Consider the following 23,584-nt stretch of genomic DNA (forward strand, 5'->3'; position numbering starts at 1 on the left):
CCGACCCGGGAGCGCCGCTCGTGACCTTCCGGTTGACGTGCCCGGTGTGCGGGAAGCGCGACGTCTACGAGTTCACGTACGGGGGGCCGGAGCGGGGCCCGAGGCCGCAGGAAGCGTATCCGGGGTCCGGAGCGGATCCCGAGGCCGGAGCGAATCCCGAGGCCGGAGCGGGCCTCGCGGCGGGGGCCGAGGCGCACTTTCGCTGGGCGCAGTTCCGCATGAACCGCCCGGAGCCGCAGGAGGAGTGGTGGCACCACGCGGCCGGCTGCGGCATTTGGTTCTCGACCTGGCGCGACCCGGCCACGAACCGGGAGGCGCGGCCCGGCGGCGGGGAGACGAGCGGGGACGAGGCAAGCGGGGGCGACTCTCGGTGAGCCGGCTGCCTCCTTCCCCGACCGAGCGGATCGACCGCTCCAGGCCGCTCGGTTTTCGCTGGTGCGGGCGCACGCTGGAGGGTTTCGAGGGAGATACGGTCGCCTCGGCGCTCTGGGGGGCGGGGGTCCGCACCCTCGGCCGCAGCTTCGAATATCACCGGCCCCGGGGGCTGTACGACCTGGAGGGGGAAGGGTCGAGCCAGCTCGTCTCGATCGACGGCATCCCGAACCAGTCGGCGGGGACGACGCCGCTGCGCGAGGGGATGGAGGTCGGCGCGCAGAACGTGCGGGGAGATCCGCGTTTCGACGTGTACGGCCTTCTCGACCGGCTCGACCGGTTCATGCCGGCGGGCTTCTACTACCGGCTCTTCCACCGGCCCGCGTGGGCCGCCCGGTTCTTCCAGGAACGAATGCGGGGGCTGGCCGGCCTGGGCGTGCTGCGGCTCGACGTCCCGGACCGGGGGGAGCACGCCGAACGCTACCTCAAGGCCGACGTGGCGGTGGTCGGCGGCGGTCCGGCGGGGTTGTCGGCCGCGCTGGAGGCGGGCCGGCTCGGCCTTCGCGTGTGCCTGTTCGAACGCCGGCCGTGGCTGGGGGGACATCTCGACTGGCGCGTGCGGGACGGTCGTTCGCTCGCCGGGGAGGTGTCCGCCCTCGCCGACGAACTCGAGCGCATGGAATTTGTGCGCGTGTTCCGGCATGCACCGGTCACGGGGATCTGGGGGGAGAACCTCCTCACGGGCTTCCAGTGTCGGAGTACCGGCCGCCGGGCCGGCAGCCGGACGGACAGCGCGACGGCGGCCGCCTTCGACGAGACGCACTGGGAGTGCCGTGCCCGAGCCGTGGTGGTCGCGACGGGTTCGATCGAACGGCCGCTGGTGTTCGAGCACAACGACCGGCCGGGCGTGACGCAGGTCGACACGGCGATCCGGCTCGCGCGGACGTACGGGGTCCGGCCGGGCGCAGCCGCCGTCTTCAGCGTGGGCGACGACCTCGGGCTGGAGGCAGCGGTGGATCTGGCGTCGCTCGGAGTGGATGTGCGCCTGGTCGCGGATGCGCGGCACGAGGGTCACGACGAGGCTCTGGTGGATGCGCTGGTCGAGGCGGGGATCGACTTCCGGCCGGGGTGGGCCGCGAGTCGCGTGCGCGGGCGGAGCCGCGTCCGTCGTGTCGAACTGGCGGCCCGGACGACGACCGGCGCGGGGAGCGGCGCGTCGGTCGGATCCAGGGGTGGCGGGACGGGCGACTCGCTGCGCGTGGCGTGCGATCTGCTGGTGGCGAGCGCGGGACGCCAGCCGGACATCGGCGTCCTCTCGTGTGCCGGCGCGCGGTTCCGCCGCGGCGAGCGCACCCGGACCTTCGAGCTCGAGCGCCTGCCGCCCGACGTGTTCGCCGCGGGCGGCGTCCTTCGGCTCACCGATCTCGAGGCGCTCACATCTTCCGGGCGGATCGCGGGGCTCGAGGCCGCCACAGCGTGCGGCGCGAACGTGGCGAGTCCGCTGGCTCGGGAGCGCGCCCGGCTGGCAGACCGGCCGGGGCCCGCCCGGGGCTCCTCGATCGTCCGGGGACCCATCACCGAACGCCGCCTCGCCCCCGGCCGCAAGGCGTTCCTCGACTTCGACGAGGACGGTACCTGGAAGAACGCGGCCCAGAGCGCCGCCTACGCCTTCGACGTGCCCGAACTCGCGAAGCGCTTCGGGAACTTCGGGCTCGGCCCCGGCCAGTACCGCGTGCCGGGCCAGAACCTCGCCATGGCGATGGCCGAGATCGCGGGGCGGCCGGTCGGCAGCTTCGCCGCCACGACGGTGCGCCCGCCGGTCATCCCCCCTTCCCTCGCGACGCTCGCGGGCCCGAACCACGACGTCCACAAACGGACCCCGCTCCACGACGACCAGGCCGCGCGGGGCGCCGTGTTCCGCCGGGCGGGGCCGTGGCTGCGGGCGCGCTACTTCAGCGAGGACCGGGAGTGTCTCGAGGAGATCCGCAACGTGCGCGAGAACGTCGGCCTCCTCGACAGTTCGCCGCTGGGGAAGTTCCGGATCTGGGGACCCGACGCCCTGCGCGCCCTCCAGCGCGTCTACGTCTCCGACATGACGCGGGCGCGGCCCGGCCGCTGCACGTACTCGGCGATGTGCAACGACACCGGCAACGTCATCGACGACGGCGTCGTCGTGCGGACGGGCGACGACGAGTTCTACTTCACGACGAGTTCGAACCGGGCGGGGACCACCGTCGAGTGGCTTCGCTTCCACACGCGATACGACGGGTGGGACTACAACCTCGTGAACCTCACAGACGCGCTCGCCTCCATCAACGTGGCGGGGCCGAACGCCCGGCGCGTGCTGGAGAAGATCACGCGTGCGGAGCTGTCGGACGACGCGTTCCCGTATCTCGGCTGCCGCGAGATCGAGGTGGGAGACGGCGTCGCTGCGCGGTGTCTGCGCCTCGGGTTCGTGGGCGAGTTGTCCTATGAACTCCACGTGCGGGCGAGCCATGCCCGGTACGTGTGGGATCTGCTGTGGGAGGCCGGGGCGGAGTACGGCATCCGTCCGTTCGGGCTCGAAGCGCAGAACTGCCTGCGGGCCGAGAAGGGACACGTGATCATCGGGACGGAGTCCGAGCAGCGCGTCACCCTCCTCGACATCGGCATGGGCTGGCTCTGGGACCGCGGGGACACGGCCTCCGGCAAGGTGGGCGCCGCGGCGCTCCGCTACTGCGAGGGGCAGTCCGGGCGGCTGAAGCTCGTGGGACTCCGGGTCGACGACCCCGCGGGCGACGCGGGTGCCGGGGCCGCTCGCGACCCCGCTCACCGGCCCGAGGACGGAGCGCTCGTCGTGGACGGTGACCGGATCGCCGGCTTCGTCTGCACCACGCGGCACAGCGAGACGCTGGGCTGGCAGTACGGACTGGCCCTCGTCGAGGACCGGCTGGCGGAGCGGGGCCGATCGCTCGACCTGTACGAGTCGCTGGGCCGGCGGACCGTGCGCTCGACCGCAACCGTGGTGCCTCCCCACTTCCATGATCCGAGAGGGCAGCGCCTGCGGATCGCCGCCGAGGGGCGCCCACGCCGGCCCGGCGAGGCGCCATCGCAGCCGGCGCCCGCGGCCCATCGCCGGTCTCCGGTCCGCTTCGACGCCGCGCCCGCCCGCACCGAGCGCCGCGCCGGCTGGAACGTCGTGCTCGACTACGAATCGGACCCCGCCCCCGCCGACGTCATGCGCCAGGCCGGCCTCATCGACCTCAGCCACCGCGCCCGCTGGGATGTCCAGAACCGGGACATCCGGACCGTGCGGCCGTTCGGCCTCGACGTGCCCGGCACTCCCGGGGAAGTCGCGGTCCGCGACGGGCTGTTGATCAACCGGATGAACGGAACCCAGGCCTCCGTCTGGCACGTCGGACCCGGGGCGGCGCCCGCCACGCCGGACGGTCCGCACTATACGGACACGACCGACTCCCACTGCTGGCTCGCCCTCCTCGGAGACTCCGTTCCGGAGGTGCTGGAGTGCGTCACCAACCTCGACCTCTTCGACCCTGCGCGCGCGCGGCCGCTCCTGACGCAGGGGCCCGTCCTGCATGTACCTTGTCAGATCGTCACCTGGCGGGACGACGCCGTCCTCCTCATCTGCAGCCGGGGTTACGCGCAGACTTTCGTCGAAGCACTCCTCGAATCAGGCCGCCACGCGGGTCTGCACCCGGCCGGTGAGCGGCTCTTTACCGACTGGGTGCACGCGCTGGGGAACTGAGGCGTTCCCGCGGGAACGCCTCCGGTGCGATCCGGGAGCTCAGGAGGTGGCGGCGAGGGCCCGGTCCAGGTCCTCTTTGAGGTCCTCGACGTGCTCGAGGCCGACGGACATCCGGAGCAGGTTCTCCGGCGCACGGGTCGCCGCCCCTTCGACGGACGCCCGGTGCTCGATGAGGGAGTGGGTCCCCCCGAGGCTCGTGGCCCGGGCAATCACCTTCACGTTGGCCGCGACCGCGAAGGCTTCCTCCCGCCCGCCCGCAACATCGAACGATAACATCCCCCCGAAGTCCGACATCTGACGCGCGGCGAGCGCATGCCCGGGGTTGTCCCGAAGACCCGGATAGTAGACGCGCGCGACGCGCGGATGAGCGTCGAGGAAGCGGGCAAGCTCCATGGCGTTGGAGCAGTGCATGGCCATGCGCGCGGCGAGGGATTCGAGTCCGCGTCGCGTGAGCCAGGCGTCGAAGGGCGAGGGCACGAGGCCACCGTCCTTCTGGATCTTCCGCAGCGCTTCAAGCGTCCCGCCCGACTCGCGCACGATCACCGCGCCCCCGGTCACGTCGCTGTGGCCGCCGAAGTACTTGGTCGTGGAGTGCATTACGAGATCCATGCCGAGATCGAGCGGCCGCTGCAGGAGCGGCGTCGCCCACGTGTTGTCGCAGCACGAGATCGCCCCGCCCTCCCGCGCGATTCCGGCGATCGCCTCGATGTCGGAGATGCGGATGAGCGGGTTCGACGGCGTCTCCATCCACACGAGACGGGTGTGCGGCCGCATGGCCGAGCGGACGGCATCGAGGTCGGTCATGTCGACGAAGCTCGCCTCGATTCCGCGCTCCGCGAACGAATCCCGGAGGAGAACGCCGGTCCCGTAGTACGCATCGTCCGCCGCGACGACGTGTTCCCCGGGCGAGAGCGAGAAGATGACGGCGAACGTCGCCGCCATCCCCGAGGGGAACGCGACGGCTTCCGGCCCGCCTTCCAGCGCGGCCAACGCCGCCTCCAGCAGGGCCCGGTTCGGATTCCCGCTGCGGGAGTAGTCGAACCCCCCGGGGTACGACCCGTCCTCCCCGCGCTCGAAGGTGGTCGAGAGCGTGATCGGGGGCGCGATCGCCCGGCTCGTCCCGTCCGGGTCCATGCCCGTCTTCACCGCCAGCGTTTCGATTCGCATTTCGACCTTTCCGGGGCTCTGGATCAGCGTCGTCGGGCTCGGAGGGACCCGCCGATGAGGACGCCGACGGGACCGATGACGAGCATCGCGATGGGATACCATGCGGGTCCGTACGGGTCGCCGGAGGCGGAGAGGCCGGCGAGCGAGGCGAGGCTGAAGAAGACGAGAATCGCCGCCAGGACGCCGGCGTGGAGCCGTGGCGCGCCCGGAGCCGCCAGCGCCGCGAGGAAGCCCGCCAGGATGGTAACGGCGAGTCGCACGCCCAGACTCGTGAAGATGAACGCGGCGCCCGGAGCCATCTCCGGTTCCACGCCGAAGAGCGACAGCATCAGCCGCCCGCTAAGGACCGACCCCAGCGTCAGCGCGACGAACCCCAGGATGACGGCCGCGACGCTGCGTAAAATCGAGGCGTCGTTCATGCGCGACCATGTCTCGACCGCCTCGTCGAGGTCGGGGCGGTAGCCCGGAGGCGGCGACTCGGACTGCGTCATCCGTCTCTCTCCATGACGGGCAGGGCGATATGCGATGCCTTCCATTTGTCCATCGGTTCCCCCTCCCCAAGATTCACGCGCGTCTTTATGGTTCTCGAAGATGATACGACTCCCGGCCACCGAGCGAGTGACGATGAATCCCGCCGCAACCGACACGCTGGACCTGCAGACCATCCCGGGCGTGGGGCCGAGCATCGCGCGCGACCTGACGGAACTGGGCATCGGCCGGGTGCGGGATCTCGAAGGACGCGACCCCAACGAACTCTATGACCGCCTCTCCGAGCAGCGCGGCGTGAGCATGGATCCATGCGTGCTGTACGTCTTCCGCTGCGCCGTCTACTTCGCGGAGACCCACGCCGGGGAGGCCGGAAGGCCCGACCGCGAACTGCCGAGCGCCGAGCGCGAACTGCTCAAGTGGTGGAACTGGAAGGGCCGCGTCCACGCCAACGAGCGCCCCGGCGCGCCCGCCTGACGGACGATCGGTAACCATGGCTTCGGATCTCCACGAGCGCATCTGCGACGTCGTTGCCCGGATTCCCGCCGGTCGCGTCGCCACCTACGGGCAGGTCGCCCAACTCGCCGGACTCGGCGGACAGGCCCGTCTCGTGGGCTACGCGCTCTATGCCTCCGACCGGCCGCTCCCCTGGCACCGCGTGATCAACGCGCGCGGCGAGATCAGTCCCCGCGGCGACTCGTACTCCGAGATGATCCAGTACCAGTTGCTCGCGAACGAAGGGGTGGAGTTCGACAAGTGGGGACGAATCTCGCTCAAGCGCTTTCGCTGGAACGGGGAGATGCCGCCCCCCACCGGCTCCTCGCCTCCCTCCTGATTCCGGAGCGCCTTATGCGTACGTTTGCCGCCTTCCTCCTCGTCGCGCTGGCCGCCGTCGGCTTCGAGGCGCAGTTGCATGGGCAGGAGACCCGCGTCGAGACCGCCAGCGGGAACGTCGACGGCGTCCTCGTCGACGGCATCCGCTCCTACAGGGGGATTCCGTTCGCGGCGCCGCCGGTGGGGGACCGGCGCTGGAAGCCGCCCCAGCGGGTCGAAGCGTGGGGGCGGCGGACGTTGCGCGCGCACAGCTTCGGCCCGGAGTGCATGCAGACTCCGTACGGCGCGGGCTCGTTTTTCGGAGGTCCCCCCGCCCCGACGGCGGAGGACTGCCTGTACCTCAACGTCTGGACCGGGGCCGCCGACGCCTCCGAGCGGCGACCGGTCATGGTCTGGATCCACGGGGGCGCGCTCACGCGGGGGTCCGGCTCCACCGGCATCTACGACGGGACGGCGCTGGCGGAGAAGGGCGCCGTCGTCGTCACGATCAACTACCGGCTCGGACCGTTCGGCTACCTCGCACATCCGCTTCTCACGGCCGAGTCCGAACACGGATCGTCCGGCAACTACGGCGTCCTCGACCAAGTTGCCGCGCTCGAGTGGGTGCGGGACAACATCGCGGCCTTCGGCGGGGACCCGGACCGCGTGACGATCTTCGGCGAGTCGGCCGGCTCGTGGAGCGTGAACACGCTGATGGCGACGCCGCTGGCCGCGGGCCTCTTCCACCGCGCCATCGGACAGAGCGGGGGGCGCTTCGGACCCATGATGCGCCTTTCGGAAGCGCCGGAGGGCGGACGCTCCGCCGAGGAGATCGGCGCGGCGCTCCTCGGGGCGCTCGGGGCGGAGACCCTGGAGGACATGCGGAAACTCTCCGCCGCGAGCGTGATGGCGGGACTCGACACGCCGGCCGGACGCGGCTTCAGGACGGCGGAGAACGTGGACGGCTGGGTGCTGCCGACGGACGTGTCGACGGCGTTCGCCGACGGAACGCACAACAACGTCCCGGTGCTCGTGGGGTTCAACGCGGATGAGATGACCTCTCTCTCGTCCCCGAGATCGGTGCCCGAGACGCTCGAGGCGTGGCGCGAGTGGGTGGCGGGCCGCGTCGGGGACGATGCGGAGCGCTTCGACGTCGCCTACCCCGTGGAGGAGGAAGGCGAGATCTTCGACGCCTTCATGCGGAGCCGCGGCGACGCGCTGTTCGGCATCCAGATGCGGACGTGGGCGCGGGCGTCGGAAGCCGCCGGCGCGGGTGCGTGGCTCTACTACTTCACGCACGAGCCGCCGGGACCCGCGAAGGACTATCTCAAGTCGTACCACGCGGCGGAGATCGTGTACGCCTTCGGCAACGTCGGTCCCGGCGAACGGGAAGCCGCGGACCGCCGGCTGGCGCAGACGATGTCCTCCTACTGGGTGAACTTCGCCGCGGACGGCGACCCGAACGGTCCCGGACTGCCCCCGTGGCCGGCCTACACGCGCGACTCCGAGGCCCATCTCGTGCTGGGGCCCACGGTGGAGGCGGGAAGCGAACTCCGCGACGTCCAGCTCGACTTCTGGGACCGGCGCCTCCGCGCCGGGACGCCGTGATGGCGAGGCGAGCCTCAGGACTACTGTGGGGAGTGCCGCGGTGAGCGGGTCGCTCTGCCGGCGACTCGCCGAGATCCGCGCGCAGAAGGAGGCCGCCCGACCGGTAGCCGCCACGGCGGTCATGCACGCCGGCACGGAGGCACTGCGAAGTTCCGGCATCCTCGACCGAATCCCCGGCGTGGGCGACCGGGCGCCGCTCTTCGCCCGCCCGAGCGTGGCCGGCCCCACGGTCCGGCTGAAGTCGCTCCTGAAGCGCGGCCCCGTGGTGCTCAGCTTCTTCCGCGGCCGCTGGTGACCGTACTGCCGCGAAGAGCAGGTCGCTCTTCAGTCGGTTCTTCCGGAGATCGAAGCGAAGGGCGCGCGACTCGTCACGCTCTCTCCGCAGCTCGCCGAGTTCGCCCGCGGCTGGGTCGAGGAGGACGGCATCGAGTTCGACGTCCTGCTGGACCTCGGGCTGGGGGTCGCTCGTGACTACGGCCTGACGTTCCGGGTCGAGGGCGAACTGCGCGCGCTCTACCGCGACGGCCTCGGCATCGATCTCGCCCGCTTCAACGGCGACGAATCCTGGGAACTCCCGCTCACGTCCACCTTCGTCATCGACCGCTCGGGGACCATCGTGTACGCCTCCGCCGACCCCGACTACACCGTCCGGGCCGAGCCGGCCGACGTCGCCGCCGCCATCCCGCCCTCCAACTCATAGGTGCCTGCGGAGCCGCCCCCCCCGTCTCGATCAGCGACTCCGCCTGATGACATCATTGACTGCAATGAGATCAACCCGCAAGTTACGTTTTGCACAAACTCCAGACTGACGGTGGTAGAGACGTGGCGAGTATCACGATTCGGAATCTGGGTGACGGGGTGAAACGCCGGCTTCGGATTAGAGCGGCGGAGCATAATCGTTCCATGGAAGAGGAAGCGCGGGTGATTCTCCGCGAGACAGTCGGCCAGGAAAAGATGCCCGCGAAGGGCCTGGGGACTGCGATCCATGAACTGTTCGCGCCCCTGGGTGGCGTGGAGCTCGAGATTCCCCCGCGCGAGCCGATGCGCGAACCGCCACGGTTCGACTGAGTCGCACCGATGTTCATCCTCGACACGAATGTCGTCTCAGAGTTGATGCGCGGGGTCCCGCAGCCTGAAGTGCTCGCATGGGTCGACGCCCGCGCGAGGCGGGATCTCTTCGTCACTGCGATCACAGAGGCGGAGATCCGAACCGGCATCGCCATCCTGCCAGCCGGCAGGCGCCGACGGGATCTGGCGCATGCAGCAGATCGGTTCTTTGCGGACTTCTTCACGAACCGCGTGCTGCCGTTCGACGGTTCCGCAGCGAGGGCCTACGCGGAGATCACGGCCGAGCGACGGGCCGCTGGACGCCCGATCAGCCAATTCGACTGTCAGATCGCGGCCGTCACTCGTTGCCGAGGCGCTGCGCTGGCGACGCGAAACGTGAGGGATTTCAAGAGCGCCGGGATCGAAGTGCTGGATCCCTGGGCTGACGTCTGAGGACGCCGTGCACGAGTCCCTGCAGGAGGTGCGGCTTCTGCATGGGCTTCCCGGGCGGATGCGGGACGGCGTGCGGCTTTCGGCGGATGTCTATCTGCCGGCTTCCGGAGGCCCCTTCCCCACCATCCTGACGCGGACGCCGTACGAGAGCGGCCGGGACGTGTTCATCGAGACCGGCATCTGGTGGGCGGAGCGCGGGTACGCGTTCGTGGTCCAGGACTGTCGCGGCCGGTTCGGGTCCGAGGGCGTGTTCCACGCGTATCTCCCCGAGATCGAGGATGGGTACGACACGCTGGAGTGGGTGGCGGGGCAGGCGTGGTGCAACGGGAAGATCGGGATGTGGGGGCGCAGCTACGGCGGCCTCACGCAGTGGCTCAGCGCGCCGCTCGGAAGCCCGCACCTCGCCTGCATGGCGCCGCACGTGATCTGCGACGACCACTTCGGCGACTGTCACTACCTGGGCGGCGCCTTCCAGTTGCTCCTCTCGCTCGGCGCGGCCGCGATCTGGGAGACAAACCTCGCGATCGTGACCGGCAGGCAGGCCGCCCGCCTGTTCCAGAACCCGAAGTTCTGGGCCCACCTGCCGATCATCGAGATGGACGAGCGCGCGATCGGGCGGAAGATCCCGTACTGGCGGGAGTGGCTGGAGCACCCGACGCGGGACGAGTACTGGCGCCGCTTCAGGGTCACTGATCAATACGGCGGTGTCACGGCGCCGGGGTTTCAGCAGGGCGGGTGGTACGATGCGTATGCGGGGTCGGCGCTCCGCAACCACGAGGGGATGACGGCGGGAGCCGCGACTTCCCGGGCCCGCGCGCAGAACCGGACGCTCATCGGCCCCTGGTCGCACGAAGTCCCGGAGACGAGGACGGTCGGGGATCTCGACTTCGGACCCGACGCCTGGGTGGACGTGCGGGAGGAGGAGCGGCGCTGGTTCGACTGGCAGCTTCGCGGCGTGGACGACGGGATCGGCGACGACCCGCCGCTGCGCTGGTTCACGACGGGCGCCGATCGGTGGCGCGAGGGCGCGGAATGGCCGCCGCCGGGGACGGAGGAGGTGCCCTGGTATCTGCGCAGCCACGGGCGCGCGAACCGGAGCGGCGACGCCTGGCTGGATCCGGAGCCGCCGGGGGACGAGCCGCCGGATCGCTTCGAGTACGATCCCCGCGACCCGGCGCCGTCGCTCGGGGGCAACCTCTCTTCCCGGCTGATCACGACCCACGCCGAGACGCCGATGCGGGGCGGCCCCGTCGAGCAGGCGCCGCTCGAGCGGCGGCCCGACGTGCTCGTCTACACCTCGCGGGCCCTGGAGAGCGATCTGGAGGTCACGGGGCCGGTCGAGGTCGTGCTCTACGCCGAGTCGTCGGCGCGCGACACGGACTTCGTGGCGCGGGTGACGGACGTCGATCCGGCCGGAGGATCGTTCGTCCTCACGGAGGGGATTCTGCGCGCGCGGTATCGTGGCGGGCTCGACCGAACGGAGCTTCTGGAGCCGAACGTAGCAACGGAGTTCCGCATCCAGCTCTATCCGATGAGCCACGTGTTCCGCGCTGGCCACCGGATCCGGCTTCAGATCACGAGCAGCTGCTTCCCCCGCTTCAGCCGCAACCTCAACACGGGAGAGGACGTGGGGACCGGCACGCGCATGCGGACGGCCCGCAACACGGTCCTGCACTCCGCCGCATATCCTTCATGCGTGCGGCTTCCCGTCGCGACGGCGCCATTCGGCTGAGCGTCGCCGCCGGGCTGGGCGTCGCCTCGCCGGCATCGTCATTTTGCCGGCATCGCCGCCTCCCCGGCGTCAGAGCGAGGCTCGAAGGGCTTCCTCGTAGTCGGGCGCGTGTAGCAGGAAGGCGTCGTGCCCGGCGTCCGAGTTCAGAATCCGCAGGTGCGAGGGCGCGCCGATCCGATTTGCGGTCTCCCGGAGCAGCCAGGGCGGCACCAGCGTGTCCTCCTCCCACCCGATGAGCCAGGCGGGGACGCCGAGTTCCTCCGGACGCAGGTCGCACAGATCGACCGAAGCCGACAGCGTCAGAAAGGTCTCCGCCGGGAACCGATCCGCAAACTCCCGTCCCCGTTCCTCCAGGTAGCGGCCAACGGCGTAGACCGGGGCGCCATCCTCCCACTCCCAGTCGTGCGGGAAGCGGGCGTCGAGCCCGGCCGCCGACTTGTAGGTCGTGAACGCCAGCGCCCTGGCGAGAGCCACGCCTTCGCTCCCCCGGCCGTGCCGGAGCGCGAACTCGACGATCCACCGTTGCACCGCGTGTATTCCGATGGCCTGCGGATGGCCGCGGTGCGCCGCGCCGATCAGAACGACGCCGCCAACACGGGCGGGATGGCGGACCCCCATCGCCAGCGCGACCATCCCCCCGTACGAGGCGCCCAGCATGCGGTGGGCCCGTTCGACGCCGAGGTGGCGCAGCACAACCGCCACGGCCTCCGCCTGATCGCCGGGCGTGATGTGAATCCGGTCCGGCGAAAGACCCTTCGAAGGGTCGGCGAACTCCGTCGACTCGAACGTCCCGGGAGACCCGAGGAAGTCGATCGCGAGCAGCCGCCAGCGGTTGGTATCGATGGCCAGATCCGGGCCCACCAGCTTCCGCCACCAGCCGGGCGCTGGATCCAGGACGTTCGCGCAGACGTGGCGGTCGGCGGAGATCCCCCCCATGGCGACGAGCAGCGGCGCGCCCTCGGGCCCGGCGAGCTCGTAGCGCACCCGGAAGCGAGCGTCGACCCCGGCCGCGAATTCCGGCCTCCACTCCGCCGGCATCGCGACGGCACCCCTCCGACCCTCCGGCAGCACGGCGTTCAATCGGCTTCTCCATGTTTTGCGCGACGCCAACTCCGGAGCAGCCGACCGACCCGTGCGGGTGCGACGCTCATCTCTCGGATCCCCGTTCAAGGGTCCGCAGGAGTTGGCACCGCTGGGCTGCGCGTGAACGCGCGTGCCCCGGTTGCCCCGGCTTCAAAGGGCCCGTCCCTCAGCCGGTCTCGATGAGTAGCGGCCGAACCTGGCGGCTTCGGCAGCGGAGGTCAACTTGACGCGCGGCCCACGACCCTGTAGCCTCTGCGCCCTCAACGCTCATCGAGACCGGTCGAGGGACAGGCCCGAAGACACCGGGGCAACCTGTGGAAGGTGGCTCTTCCACTGATGTGCCAACTCCTGCGACGGATGTGATCCGTTGGTAGATGAGTCGCCCGCCGCGCTTCGTTAGCACGGCAGCTGTCGTTTCCAGGGCGTCGCTTCTCCGGAGTCCGCTGAGTGTGAATCGAGACTCGGGGAGGCGTTTCATTGCGCGAAGTTCGCCGCGTTCACGTACTCAAATTCGGCTCATCCGTGCTGGCGCGTCCGGCCGCGTACCGGTCGGTGGCCGAGGAGATCCGGGCCGAAGTCGCCGGTGGCGCGAACGTCGTCGCGGTCGTGTCGGCCATGGGTGACACAACCGACGATCTGCTCGCCGCGGCGCGCGAAGTCGCTCCGTCGCTCCCGGACGATCTCATGGGGTCGCTTCTGGCGACGGGCGAAGAAGCGTCCGTCGCCCTGCTCCGCCTCGCGCTGGCGACGGCCGGCGTGCGCGCCGTGGGCATGTCGTTCTGGCACCTGCCCGTCCGCACGCAGGGTCCGCTGGGATCCGCCGATCCGGTGGCGGTGGATGCCCGCCGGATCGAGACGACCTTCGCGGCCCACGATGCGATCGTCCTTCCCGGGTTCGTGGGCGTCGACGAGACCGGGGTGACGTCGCTGCTGGGGAGGGGAGGATCCGATCTCACGGCCCTCTTCCTGGGCCACGCGCTCGGCGCGACAGAGGTTCGCCTCGTGAAGGATGTGGACGGGATCTTCCCGGCCGATCCGAAGCGGTTCCCCGACATCGCGCCGCTGCGCACGGCGACGTGGAGAGAGGCCCGGCGGACGGCCGGTGGCGTCGTCCAGGACCGGGCGCTGCGTTTCGCCGAAGACCACCGAATCCCGTTCCGCGTCGCGGCCCCCGGCGGCACCGGCACGTGGGTCGGCCGGCACGACCCGGCACATGACCGCAACAGCGGCCGGAAAGCGAGCGCCCGATGCGCATGACCCGTCGGTTGGACGAACGCCTGCCGGTCGCCGTCCTGGGCGCGACCGGGATCGTCGGACAGCGGCTGATCCGGATGCTGGACGGGCACCCCTCCCTCCGGCTCGCCTCCGTCGCGGCATCGGAGAGGCGCGCGGGCGAGAGGTACGGCAACGCCGTCCGTTGGAGCCTCGGCGGCGACCCGCCCCCGGAGGCGGCCGGACTGCCGCTCCGCGTCGTCACGGACCCACCGGAATGCCGGATCGTGCTGTCCGCGCTTCCGTCGGGGGTGGCGCGCGAACTCGAGCCGGCGCTCGCGGAGGCCGGGCACATCGTGAGCACGAACGCCTCGGTTCACCGGCTGAGGGCGGACGTGCCGCTGCTGGTGCCGGAGGTCAACCCGCAGGCGCTGGCCCTCACCGCCGAACAACCCTGGTCGGAAGGGGGAGGCCGGCTCGTCGCCAACCCGAACTGCGTGGTTGCGGGACTGGCGCTGGCCCTCGCCCCGCTGCACGACGCCTTCGGGATCGAGGCCGCCACGGTCGTCACCCTCCAGGCGGTGACCGGCGGCGGCCTGACCGGAGTCGGTTCCGTCCAGATCGGGGGAAACGCCATCCCCTGGATCCCCGGCGAGGAAGAGAAGATCGAACCGGAACTCAACAAGATCCTGGGGTCGGAGATCGCCGTGGCGGTGAGCGTCAATCGAGTCGCGGTGCTTGACGGCCACACGGCGAACGTGTTCCTGAAGTTCGCGTCCCCGGCGAGTCCGGGAGCCGCGGCCCGGGCGCTGGCGGAGTTCCGGGCTCCGCCGTCGCTGCCGGCCCTGCCTTCGCTTCCCGAACGGCCGCTCATCGTGCGCTCGGAGCCGGACCGTCCGCAGCCGCGCCTGGACATCGGCGCGGCCGGCGGGATGGCGGCGAGCGTGGGCAGGATCCGCGCCGCGCCGCCGCACGACCTCGCAATGACCGTGGTCGCGCACAACGGCGTCCGGGGCGCGGCCGGCGCCTGTTTGGCCAACGCCGAATTCTGTCTCGCGGGCTGCGCGCGGGGCTGATCGACACGGAGTACAGCTCCGCGTTCGACGGCCGTCCCGCAGCGACGAAACGATCGGCCGGAGGCGCGGATATTCACCGCCCGAGAGATCGGGCCCCATTGGAGAGAAGACGGAGATCATGAGAGACGAGACCGTAGCAATCCACCTCGGATACGAATCCGAGCCCACGACGCACGCGGTCGCGGTGCCGCTGTACCAGACCGTGGCGTACGAGTTCGACGACGCGCAGCACGGCGCGGACCTCTTCAACCTCGAGGTCGAAGGCAACATCTATTCCCGCATCATGAACCCCACGCAGGCCGTCCTTGAGGAGCGACTCGCCCAGCTCGAACGCGGCCTGGCGACGCTTGCGCTCTCCTCCGGCAGCGCGGCCGTCAACTACTCGATCCTCAATCTCGCCGCCTCGGGCGACAACATCGTCTCGGTGCCCCAGTTGTACGGCGGCACCTACACGCTCTTCGCCCACATGCTCCCGCAGCTGGGGATCGAAGTGCGCTTCGCCGAGGGCGACGGCCCGGACGACCTGGCCAAGCTGATCGATGACCGTACGAAGGCGGTGTTCGTCGAGAGCATCGGAAACCCGGCGGGCAACATCGTGGACCTCGCGGCCGTCGCCGACGTGGCGCACGCCCACGGCGTCGCCACCATCGTCGACAACACGGTCGCCACGCCCGCGCTCCTCAAGCCGATCGAACACGGCTTCGACATCGTCGTGCACTCGCTGACGAAGTACATCGGCGGGCACGGCAACTCCCTCGGCGGCGCGATCGTCGATTCCGGGGAATTCCCGTGGACCGAGCACGCGAGCCGCTATCCGCAGTTCACGACGCCGGAGCCCAGCTACCACGGGGTCGTCTACACGGAGGCGCTCGGGCCGGCCGCCTACATCGGGCGGGCGCGCACGGTACCGCTGCGCAACACGGGGTCGGCGATCTCGCCCTTCAACGCGTTCCAGATCATCCAGGGGATCCAGACACTGAACCTCCGCATCGAGCGCCACTCCGAGAACGCGCTGGCGGTGGCGAAGCACTTGGAGGACCACCCGGTCGTGGAGTGGGTGAGCTACGCCGGACTGCCGGGCGATCCGTACCACGAGCTGGCCCTGAAGTACCTGGGCGGCCGGGCCTCGGGGATCCTGACCTTCGGGGTGAAGGGCGGCTTCGAGGCGGGCGTGAAGTTCTACGACGCGCTCGAGCTGTTCAAGCGGCTCGTGAACATCGGGGATGCCAAGTCGCTGGCGTGCCACCCGGCCTCCACGACGCACCGGCAGCTCACCGAGGAAGAGCAGATCAGCGTCGGCGTGCGTCCGGAGACCATCCGGCTCTCCGTAGGCATCGAGCACATCGATGACATCATCGAGGACCTCGACCGCGCGCTGGACGTGGCGGCGTCCGCCCGGCCGGTCGCCGCATGACCGACCCGAGCGGCCGCCGTTGACCGTCGGGCGGGGCGCCGGCTACGGTAGCGGACGCCTCGCCCGACCGCGGCAACCTCACCGCAGGAGCGTTTCCATCCCTTGAGCGCCCTGGATTGGCTGATCGTCCTCGGACTGAACGGTGCGATCATCGCCTACGGGCTGCGCCGCGCGCGCGGCACCTCCACGAGCGGCGAGTGGTTCCTGAGTTCGCGCGCGCTTCCGTGGTGGGCGGTCGGCCTGTCCCTGTTCGCGACGAACATGGACAACTCGGAGTTCGTGTCGGCCACGGGGACGATCGCGAGCGAGGGCCTGCATTTCCTCTCCGCGCACACGTTCGGCGGACTCGTCGGGGTGACGATCGCGACCTTCCTCATCGTCCCCGCCATCTACCGGGCCGGGCTGTACACCAACTCCGAGTACCTCGAGCACCGCTTCGGTCCGGGGACGCGGGTCCTCGGCGCGCTGATCCAGATCCAGTACCGGACCTCCGTGCTGGGACTCATGATCTGGTCCGTCCATCTCACGCTGGTCGGGGTCGGCGGCCTGAGGCCGGCACTGTCCTGGGCACTGATCGTGTCACTCGTCCTCCTGTCCGGGGTCTACACGGCCGTGGGCGGGTTGCGGGCCGTCGTTGCGACGGACGTGCTGCAGAGCGTGCTCGTGATGGCGGGAGGTCTCGCGGTGTGCATCGCCGTGTGGCAGGCCGTGGGCGGCTGGAACGCGATGGTCGCGCAACTGGAGAGCCTGGGGACGACGGCCGAGGGACTCGCGCCGGGGCTCGCCGCCGCGGACCTGGTCCATGTGAGCGCCTTTCGGGGACGGGACGGGACCACGTCGCCCGCCGTCATCTTCATCGCGTGGATCCTCATCTCCTCCGGCTGGTGGACGGTGAGCCACACCTCGACGCAGCGGATGATGGGCGCCCGCTCGCTGTGGGACATGAAGATGGCGGGGGTCCTGGGTGTCGGCGTGAGCCTCGTCATCCTGCTCTTCACGGGCATGCTCGGGCTCTTCGGGCGGGCGCAGTTCCCGGTTTTCGCCCGGCCCGACGAAATGTACCCCCACCTGATCTCCACCTACCTCGGGATCGGCGCCAAGGGGCTCGTCGTGGCCGGGGTCGTGAGCGCCGCGGTGAGCACGTTCGACTCGATGGGCTCTTCGATGTCGGCCGTCTTCACGCGTGATATCTATGCACGCTTCATCTCGCGGGACCGACACGACGCCCACTACCTCCGCGTGGGACGCATGGCGACGGTCGCGATCCTGGTGCTGGGGTTCGCCTACTTGCCGCTGATCCTGCGCGCGCCGACGATGCTCGCCGCCTTCCGCTCGGTCACATCGGTGTTCGTCACGCCGCTCCTCATCGTCTACCTGGTCGGCGCCGTCACGCGCACGAACCGGCGGGTGGGGATGGCCGGCCTGGCGACGGGGGGGCTGTACGGCGTCGTGGGTTTCGTGGACCGCGAGGTGATCGACGTGTCCTGGCTGCCATCCTGGCTGACCGGTCAGTGGGAGGCGTTCGTGTGGGCGGTCGCGTTCACGGCCGCCGGCTGCGCCTTTGCGGCGCTCCACCCCCGCTGGCGGGAGACGGTCGGTGTCGGGACGGCCGGTGTCGAGGCGGCTGCCGGCGACGCGTCGCCCCCGGGCGCCGACGACTGGCTGGCGAAGAGCTCCGGCGAGCTCGGCCCGATCCGCCTTCACCCCTTCAGCGAACGCGTGCCGCTGTTGGCCAGCCCCGCGCTCTACACGGGACTTCTCGCCGCGATCTCGGCCTGGCTCGTCTTCGGCGTGTTCTGGTAACCGCAGTCGCTGCGCGAGGCGTGACACTGGCGCGCCGCCCACCCGGGCCGCAGCCTTGGGCGACGCCGAAGTGAAGTCCTGGCAACCCGCAGAAGTTCGGACCCGCACGCTGGGAGACCCATGAATCATCCCGCAGCAGGCCGCGATCATCTGGAGTACTGGCGCCGCAACCTCCGCTATGTGGGGACGCTCCTCGCGATCTGGGCGCTGGCGTCCTACGGCGCCGGGATCGTGTTCGCCGATGCGCTCGACACGATCCGGATCCCGGGCACGGGCTTTCCGCTCGGGTTCTGGTTCGCGCAGCAGGGTGCGATCTACGTCTTCGTCGTCCTCATCTTCGTCTACGTCTTCCTCATGAACCGGCTCGACCGGGAGTTCGACGTCGACGAGCGTGACGACGTAGCCGGAGAGGAGGGCGCGGCATGACGGTTCTCCAGTGGACGGCGACGCTCGTCGGACTTTCGTTCGCGCTCTACATCGGGATCGCGATCTGGTCGCGGGCCCACTCCACGAGCGAGTTCTACGTGGCGGGCAAGGGGGTCCATCCCCTGGCCAACGGGATGGCGACGGCGGCGGACTGGATGTCGGCCGCTTCCTTCATCTCGATGGCCGGGATCATCTCCTTCCTGGGGTACGACGGCTCGGTCTACCTGATGGGGTGGACGGGCGGGTACGTGCTCCTGGCGCTGCTGCTCGCTCCGTATCTGCGGAAGTTCGGCGCGTTCACCGTCCCCGACTTCGTGGGCGAGCGCTACTACTCCCAGACGGCGCGGGTCGTGGCCGTCATCTGCGCGATCTTCGTCTCCTTCACCTACGTGGCGGGCCAGATGCGCGGCGTGGGGATCGTGTTCAGCCGCTTCCTCGAGATCGACATTACGCTGGGCGTCGCCATCGGGATGGGGATCGTCTTCTTCTACGCGGTGCTCGGGGGGATGAAGGGGATCACCTACACGCAGGTCGCACAGTACTGCGTGCTCATCTTCGCGTACATGGTGCCCGCGATCTTCCTGTCGATGCTCGTCACGGGGATCCCGATTCCGCAGATCGGGCTCGGGGCGGCGGATCAGGAGACGGGGACGTTCCTGCTCGACCGGCTGAACGGCCTGCACCAGGAGCTGGGCTTCACCGCCTACACGGACGGGACGAAATCGACGCTCGACGTGCTGGCGATCACGGCCGCGCTCATGGTGGGGACGGCGGGGCTGCCGCACGTCATCATCCGCTTCTACACGGTGCCGAAGGTGAGGGACGCACGGATCAGCGTGGGCTGGGCGCTCGTGTTCATCGCGCTCCTCTACACGGCGGCGCCGGCGGTGGCGGTGTTCGCGAGGACGAACCTGCTCAACACGGTGACGGACCAGCCGTACGCGGAGATGCCGGAGTGGTTCACGAAGTGGGAGACGACGGGGTTGATCTCGTACGAGGACCACAACGCGGACGGACTCATCCAGTACGTGGGACCGGAGGCGGTGGACGCGGCGGGCGCGCCCGTGCAGAACGAACTCACGATCGACCGCGACATCATGGTGCTCGCGAACCCGGAGATCGCGCGGCTGCCGAACTGGGTGGTGGGACTGGTCGCGGCGGGCGGGCTGGCCGCGGCGCTCTCGACGGCGGCCGGACTCCTGCTCGTACTCTCGGCGGCGATCAGCCACGACCTGCTCAAGCGCAACTGGCGGCCGGACATCAGCGAGCGGGGCGAACTCATCGCGGCGCGGTTGAGCGCCGGGTTCGCCGTCGTCGTGGCGGGTTACCTGGGGATGAATCCACCGGGCTTCGTAGCGGAGGTCGTCGCGTTCGCGTTCGGGCTCGCGGCGTCGTCGTTCTTCCCGGTCATCATCCTCGGCATCTTCTCGAAGCGGCTCAACCGGGAGGGGGCGATCGCGGGCATGCTGTGCGGAATCACGCTCACGGCCGCCTACATCGTCTACTTCAAGTTCGTGAACCCGGCGGCGAACGTGGCGGAGAACTGGTGGTTCGGGATCTCGCCCGAGGGGATCGGGGCGGTGGGAATGACGGTGAACTTCGCCGTGGCGTCCGTCGTGTCCCGCTTCACGCCGCCGCCGCCGGCCGAGGCCCAGCGGCTGGTGGAGCGGATCCGGCTCCCGCGCGGGGCAGGCGAGGCACACGAAATCAGCGGCTGACGCGTCGGCGGGTCGGGCGGGAGCCTTGGGGTCGTGGGGCGATCAGCGGCCGAGACGGCGCACGAGGACGAGGCGGAGGAGAGCGAACCGCTCGTCGAAGCCGTAGCGGCAGGGGCTCGGGAGCCCGGTCGGTCCACAGACGCCGGCGTTGACGCCAAGCCGATTTTCCGCCTGGTGGACGGTTTCGCCGAAATCGTTGTAGAGGCCTTCGAATCGGAGGGTCCAGGCACTCGCCACCGGCATTTCGATGCCGACCCCGGCGACCCATCCGACCCGCGTCGGCCGCTCGTCGAAGGAATCGTCGGGGTCCAACTGCAGGCGATCGTCCGTTCCCGGGTCGAGATCGGTGAACGAGTTGGAGATTCCGGCCACCGACGCGCCGCCGGCGACGAACACGCTGACGCGCCCGAGGGACCTCCGAACGCCGATGCGCGCCGTCCCGGCCCAGTGCAACTCCGCCGCCGCCGTCTCGTCCATTCCGGCCGCATCCAGTTGTCCGGGGGACGCGGACAGACCGCTGAACGCCCCGTCCGCCTCGAACAGGAGCTGTACGCTCCCCAGGCGGAAGTACCGCCCCGCCAGCACACCGGCCGCGAGTCCGGTGTCACCGTACTCGAACGCCTGGCCCGGGACGCCGTTCGACCCCGTGAAGCCGTCGATGTCGGTCATGCGAACGTCCACCGAGCCCGGCCCCGCGAATGCGCCGATGTAGCTCCCCGCCTGACCGGAACCGACCGTGCCGTCCTGCGCCTGCGCGGTGCCCACGACCGCCAGCAGACTCACGAGCGCCGCGGCGGAACAGCTGCGGCTGCAGGAACTCAAGCTTCTCCAGGGCGGGCCGACGGACGCTCCACCTCTTATGGCGACTGCACCAGCGCAGGCCTCACGGCGTTGGGATCGTGCTTGATGATGCGCAGAAGCGCCGCAGCCGGGCCGCTGACGCGTCGTCTCCCCTGCTCCCACTTCCGATAGCCGGAGAGGCTCATTCCCATCAGGGCCGCCATTTGAGCCTGTGTAAGCTTCGCCTCCATACGAACTTCGCGCGGGGAGATCGGGGCGTGAACGATGGCGGGACCCTCCCCCTTCGCATCGTCCAAGGCCTCGTTCAAGGACTGGATCAGGTCTTCTCCAAACGTGCTCATTTCCCCTGCCTTCCTTGAAGCTTGATGGCGGCGATGAGCGCAGCCACCGCTCGGCGCTCGCCGCGGGTCAGGTCGGTCTTGTCGGACTTCGAGTGACGGGAGAAGGTTGGTGTCTCAGCGACGGTGTGCATGGCGCATGGTAACCCAATGGGGTACTCACGACAATCCCGAAAACCCTGCCCACATGCCGGCCCGACGGAACGCCAAAGGACCGAATCACGGCAGGAAATCACATAAGTTCAATCAGGACTGCACGATCTGCGCTTCTTGCCGCTAGACCGCATCTAGTTCCACCGTTTTAATATAGCGGGAAAACGGCGTCGAATAGCGGGAATCCCCGTCGTCGACCAGGTGGATGGCCGTCACCCGGGCGGGGTCGGGCTTCACCACCCCGAGGTGGCCTACCCGCCGGATGGCACCTCGATCAGATCGTACACACGTACGTATTCGATGCCGAGCACGTCCTTCCACACACCCAGCACATAGTCGGGGCCGATATCGTACGGGAGGAAGCCCCCCGGCAGCGTCACTGTACCGCTGGAACCTAGTTGACGCGACGGATCGACGACGATCCAGCGGGACGGGTCACTCTCCTCGAGCTCCGGGTCGTAAATCTTCCGCCACACTTTTCCGTCCGCCTGGACCGCCAGCGCCGTGAAGGCCGGCAGGACCGCCGATGCCGATCCGGAAGACAGAAACTCCTCGTATCGCCCTCGCCATTCCCGCCGTTCGCTACGGCGAGCAAATCTGGCAACCCATTCGTCGACCCACGCCTCGCGAACTCCTTCCGGCACCTCCCTCATCGGTAGAGATCCCCCGAAGGAGGTTCGCATCGTTCCATCCGCGTCAAAGGTGCTGACGAAATACCCGAGGACAGGTCCGATGGCGATCCGGTCGCCGCGCGCCGCTACCACCACCTTACGAAGGAACGGTAAGGGGACTAACTGTCCGCTTATGTTAATGGTCTCGGCGTCCCGCCTGATGCTTCTTTGGGAGAGAGTCTCAGTCCCCGGTATCGGTCTCAGGAAGGAGGAGACGCGTCCCAGGGTATCGATGAGGACGGGCTGAACCACCGGGGCACTGTGGACCAGCATGCTACCCGGATTATCTCCGTACCGCGTCTCGACGCCGGCCCCCTCGACCTCCCGGAACCCTACCACGGATCCGTTTTCAAGCAACCCGCGCGCCTCGATACCCTTTTCCGTTCCGCCAAGCCCCCGGGGTACTTGGTAGGTGTGGTCGCGCCCCCCATCGATCGAGAAAAGGGTCACGCGCGCCAGAATGACATCCAACGCCGCGATCCGTCCGTCCTCAAGTTCCGCGACCCTGTACAGCCCCCTGAATTCGCCCGGTCCGTCTCCCGCGCGGCCGAGCGACCTCACGTAGGCGCCGCGCGAATCGAAGAACTTCAGGGCCCGCGAACCTCCATCCGCCACGAGAAATCCGCCATCTCTCAGGCGAATCGCGTCGGTGACCCCGAAGAGGGCGGAGGCGTCGTCGTCAACGGATCCGATCTGGACTCGTGGTTCCTCGGACACGCGATAGGAAACCGGCAACTCCTGACCTGCCTTACCGGCCACGAGCGACGCCGGGAATCCGGCATACCCCCCGGAGATCAGGGCAAGGAACAACGTCCAGCCCCGTAGCCGGTTGCTCATGCGCCGCGCTCGAAGGTCAATCGTCACAAGGGACGTGTCCGTAGTGTGGGTAGGCAGATTCATGCCGCAACTTCACCTGTTGCTGCAATGCCTGCCGCGAACGCTACCGGAAGCACATGCAGCTAGATTCCACGACATCACCGTCCAAGTTGCAAGCGACTTGGCAGTTTGCGCTCGTGCCGGGGGGGCAGGCCAAGTCGTGCACCGCGCTGATCAACTCCCACCAGTCCTCGCAGCGGTCAGCAGCGTCATCCGCTTGGGCGCACACCGGATCAGCACCGACGATCCCAAAAGTGTAGGTGCTGTCCACAGGGGTGAGCGTAAACACCAGCGCGATGCAGCATGCGGGGAGCAGGGCGGCCAATCCGTTCTTGAGCTTTCTCAGGATCATCTCCTCCAGCAGAATGAATAAGCCAACATTGAACGTAACCGTACACCCCTCAAGGCGTTTCGTCAACTGCGGGCACCTGAGGACGGTCGCTTACGACGAATGGATGCGCGCCACGTCCGGCCCCGCTCCGGCCCACCATCCGCCCGCTCTTCAAGGCCGCCGATCATGTCCGCATGCACCCAGCCTCGGGGTTGTCCGCCGAGGATCGGGACCGGGTTGCGGACACCCTCGAAGCGCC

Annotated in this window: 21 protein-coding genes and 2 riboswitches; of the genes, 15 read left to right on the forward strand and 6 right to left on the reverse strand. The window is 69.4% G+C overall.

Going from position 1 to position 23,584, the window contains the following annotated elements; all coding sequences use genetic code 11:
* Positions 1-20 precede the first annotated feature (20 nt).
* Positions 21-374, forward strand: coding sequence for a sarcosine oxidase subunit delta (locus RN729_RS07850; protein ID WP_310783412.1), 354 nt, complete (start codon positions 21-23; stop codon positions 372-374).
* Positions 371-4,117, forward strand: coding sequence for an FAD-dependent oxidoreductase (locus RN729_RS07855; RefSeq protein ID WP_310783414.1), 3,747 nt, complete (start codon positions 371-373; stop codon positions 4,115-4,117). Before RN729_RS07850 ends, RN729_RS07855 begins: the two co-directional genes overlap by 4 nt.
* Before the next feature lie 39 nt (positions 4,118-4,156).
* On the opposite strand, the gene RN729_RS07860 is transcribed toward RN729_RS07855, so the two are convergent.
* Positions 4,157-5,284 carry a PLP-dependent transferase gene (locus tag RN729_RS07860; protein ID WP_310783417.1) on the reverse strand — a complete coding sequence of 376 codons (1,128 nt, stop codon included), beginning with the start codon at positions 5,282-5,284 and terminating at the stop codon, positions 4,157-4,159.
* 23 nt (positions 5,285-5,307) lie between these two features.
* Positions 5,308-5,775, reverse strand: coding sequence for a hypothetical protein (locus tag RN729_RS07865; protein WP_310783419.1), 468 nt, complete (start codon positions 5,773-5,775; stop codon positions 5,308-5,310).
* Between the two features lie 133 nt (positions 5,776-5,908).
* Between RN729_RS07865 and RN729_RS07870 the strand changes: the two genes are divergently transcribed.
* The 7 genes from RN729_RS07870 (at position 5,909) to RN729_RS07900 (ending at position 11,423) form a co-directional block, all read left to right on the forward strand.
* Complete coding sequence (locus tag RN729_RS07870) at positions 5,909-6,247, forward strand: helix-hairpin-helix domain-containing protein (RefSeq protein WP_310783421.1); 339 nt, start codon at positions 5,909-5,911, stop codon at positions 6,245-6,247.
* A 16-nt stretch (positions 6,248-6,263) separates the two neighbouring features.
* Positions 6,264-6,605, forward strand: coding sequence for an MGMT family protein (locus RN729_RS07875; RefSeq protein WP_310783423.1), 342 nt, complete (start codon positions 6,264-6,266; stop codon positions 6,603-6,605).
* 14 nt (positions 6,606-6,619) lie between these two features.
* Positions 6,620-8,191 (forward strand): carboxylesterase family protein, encoded by a 1,572-nt coding sequence (locus RN729_RS07880; protein ID WP_310783425.1) that lies wholly within the window; start codon positions 6,620-6,622, stop codon positions 8,189-8,191.
* 40 nt (positions 8,192-8,231) lie between these two features.
* Positions 8,232-8,486 carry a hypothetical protein gene (locus RN729_RS07885; protein WP_310783427.1) on the forward strand — a complete coding sequence of 85 codons (255 nt, stop codon included), beginning with the start codon at positions 8,232-8,234 and terminating at the stop codon, positions 8,484-8,486.
* A gap of 527 nt (positions 8,487-9,013) precedes the next feature.
* Positions 9,014-9,259, forward strand: a complete 246-nt coding sequence (locus RN729_RS07890; RefSeq protein ID WP_343218910.1) for a plasmid stabilization protein — start codon at positions 9,014-9,016, stop codon at positions 9,257-9,259.
* A gap of 9 nt (positions 9,260-9,268) precedes the next feature.
* The gene (locus tag RN729_RS07895; protein WP_310783432.1) at positions 9,269-9,691 is read left to right on the forward strand and encodes a type II toxin-antitoxin system VapC family toxin; all 423 of its coding nucleotides are present in this window, start codon (positions 9,269-9,271) and stop codon (positions 9,689-9,691) included.
* A gap of 7 nt (positions 9,692-9,698) precedes the next feature.
* Positions 9,699-11,423: a CocE/NonD family hydrolase gene (locus RN729_RS07900; RefSeq protein WP_310783434.1), complete on the forward strand. Its 1,725-nt coding sequence runs from the start codon at positions 9,699-9,701 to the stop codon at positions 11,421-11,423.
* Positions 11,424-11,492: 69 nt separating this feature from the next.
* Here RN729_RS07900 and RN729_RS07905 read toward each other — a convergent pair whose 3' ends face one another.
* Complete coding sequence (locus tag RN729_RS07905; RefSeq protein WP_310783488.1) at positions 11,493-12,494, reverse strand: alpha/beta fold hydrolase; 1,002 nt, start codon at positions 12,492-12,494, stop codon at positions 11,493-11,495.
* A 73-nt stretch (positions 12,495-12,567) separates the two neighbouring features.
* Positions 12,568-12,692, reverse strand: a riboswitch (SAM riboswitch).
* Between the two features lie 78 nt (positions 12,693-12,770).
* Positions 12,771-12,887: riboswitch (SAM riboswitch) on the forward strand.
* A gap of 96 nt (positions 12,888-12,983) precedes the next feature.
* On the opposite strand from RN729_RS07905, the gene RN729_RS07910 reads away from it, so the two are divergent.
* The 6 genes from RN729_RS07910 to RN729_RS07935 all read left to right on the forward strand — a co-directional run bounded on the left by RN729_RS07910 (position 12,984) and on the right by RN729_RS07935 (position 20,155).
* Positions 12,984-13,763: a hypothetical protein gene (locus RN729_RS07910; RefSeq protein WP_310783436.1), complete on the forward strand. Its 780-nt coding sequence runs from the start codon at positions 12,984-12,986 to the stop codon at positions 13,761-13,763.
* The gene (gene asd / locus RN729_RS07915; RefSeq protein ID WP_310783438.1) at positions 13,760-14,794 is read left to right on the forward strand and encodes an aspartate-semialdehyde dehydrogenase; all 1,035 of its coding nucleotides are present in this window, start codon (positions 13,760-13,762) and stop codon (positions 14,792-14,794) included. Before RN729_RS07910 ends, asd begins: the two co-directional genes overlap by 4 nt.
* Positions 14,795-14,912: 118 nt before the next feature.
* Positions 14,913-16,208: an O-acetylhomoserine aminocarboxypropyltransferase/cysteine synthase family protein gene (locus tag RN729_RS07920; protein WP_310783440.1), complete on the forward strand. Its 1,296-nt coding sequence runs from the start codon at positions 14,913-14,915 to the stop codon at positions 16,206-16,208.
* A 102-nt stretch (positions 16,209-16,310) separates the two neighbouring features.
* Positions 16,311-18,011 (forward strand): hypothetical protein, encoded by a 1,701-nt coding sequence (locus tag RN729_RS07925; RefSeq protein WP_310783442.1) that lies wholly within the window; start codon positions 16,311-16,313, stop codon positions 18,009-18,011.
* Between the two features lie 120 nt (positions 18,012-18,131).
* Positions 18,132-18,437, forward strand: coding sequence for a DUF4212 domain-containing protein (locus tag RN729_RS07930; RefSeq protein WP_310783444.1), 306 nt, complete (start codon positions 18,132-18,134; stop codon positions 18,435-18,437).
* Positions 18,434-20,155, forward strand: a complete 1,722-nt coding sequence (locus tag RN729_RS07935; RefSeq protein ID WP_310783446.1) for a sodium:solute symporter family protein — start codon at positions 18,434-18,436, stop codon at positions 20,153-20,155. The genes RN729_RS07930 and RN729_RS07935 overlap by 4 nt, the downstream gene beginning before the upstream one ends.
* 42 nt (positions 20,156-20,197) lie before the next feature.
* Here the strand turns inward: RN729_RS07935 and RN729_RS07940 are convergent, their stop codons facing one another.
* The 3 genes from RN729_RS07940 to RN729_RS07950 form a co-directional block, all read right to left on the reverse strand.
* Complete coding sequence (locus RN729_RS07940) at positions 20,198-20,977, reverse strand: outer membrane beta-barrel protein (protein ID WP_310783448.1); 780 nt, start codon at positions 20,975-20,977, stop codon at positions 20,198-20,200.
* A 35-nt stretch (positions 20,978-21,012) separates the two neighbouring features.
* Positions 21,013-21,297: a helix-turn-helix domain-containing protein gene (locus RN729_RS07945; RefSeq protein ID WP_310783449.1), complete on the reverse strand. Its 285-nt coding sequence runs from the start codon at positions 21,295-21,297 to the stop codon at positions 21,013-21,015.
* A gap of 401 nt (positions 21,298-21,698) precedes the next feature.
* The gene (locus RN729_RS07950) at positions 21,699-23,018 is read right to left on the reverse strand and encodes a 6-bladed beta-propeller (RefSeq protein ID WP_343218909.1); all 1,320 of its coding nucleotides are present in this window, start codon (positions 23,016-23,018) and stop codon (positions 21,699-21,701) included.
* Between the last annotated feature and the right edge of the window lie 566 nt (positions 23,019-23,584).

It is taken from the genome of Candidatus Palauibacter polyketidifaciens, from assembly GCF_947581785.1.
Classification (GTDB): Bacteria; Gemmatimonadota; Gemmatimonadetes; order Palauibacterales; family Palauibacteraceae; genus Palauibacter; species Palauibacter polyketidifaciens.

Excerpts from the sequence above, each read along its gene's own strand:
- RN729_RS07935 (WP_310783446.1), top strand. The coding sequence starts at position 18,434 with ATGACGGTTCTCCAGTGGACGGCGACGCTCGTCGGACTTTCGTTCGCG.
- RN729_RS07950 (WP_343218909.1), bottom strand. The coding sequence starts at position 23,018 with ATGAATCTGCCTACCCACACTACGGACACGTCCCTTGTGACGATTGAC.
- RN729_RS07930 (WP_310783444.1), top strand. The coding sequence starts at position 18,132 with ATGAATCATCCCGCAGCAGGCCGCGATCATCTGGAGTACTGGCGCCGC.
- RN729_RS07870 (WP_310783421.1), top strand. The coding sequence starts at position 5,909 with ATGAATCCCGCCGCAACCGACACGCTGGACCTGCAGACCATCCCGGGC.
- RN729_RS07860 (WP_310783417.1), bottom strand. The coding sequence starts at position 5,284 with ATGCGAATCGAAACGCTGGCGGTGAAGACGGGCATGGACCCGGACGGG.
- RN729_RS07945 (WP_310783449.1), bottom strand. The coding sequence starts at position 21,297 with ATGAGCACGTTTGGAGAAGACCTGATCCAGTCCTTGAACGAGGCCTTG.
- RN729_RS07880 (WP_310783425.1), top strand. The coding sequence starts at position 6,620 with ATGCGTACGTTTGCCGCCTTCCTCCTCGTCGCGCTGGCCGCCGTCGGC.
- RN729_RS07875 (WP_310783423.1), top strand. The coding sequence starts at position 6,264 with ATGGCTTCGGATCTCCACGAGCGCATCTGCGACGTCGTTGCCCGGATT.
- RN729_RS07895 (WP_310783432.1), top strand. The coding sequence starts at position 9,269 with ATGTTCATCCTCGACACGAATGTCGTCTCAGAGTTGATGCGCGGGGTC.
- RN729_RS07920 (WP_310783440.1), top strand. The coding sequence starts at position 14,913 with ATGAGAGACGAGACCGTAGCAATCCACCTCGGATACGAATCCGAGCCC.
- RN729_RS07865 (WP_310783419.1), bottom strand. The coding sequence starts at position 5,775 with ATGACGCAGTCCGAGTCGCCGCCTCCGGGCTACCGCCCCGACCTCGAC.
- asd (WP_310783438.1), top strand. The coding sequence starts at position 13,760 with ATGACCCGTCGGTTGGACGAACGCCTGCCGGTCGCCGTCCTGGGCGCG.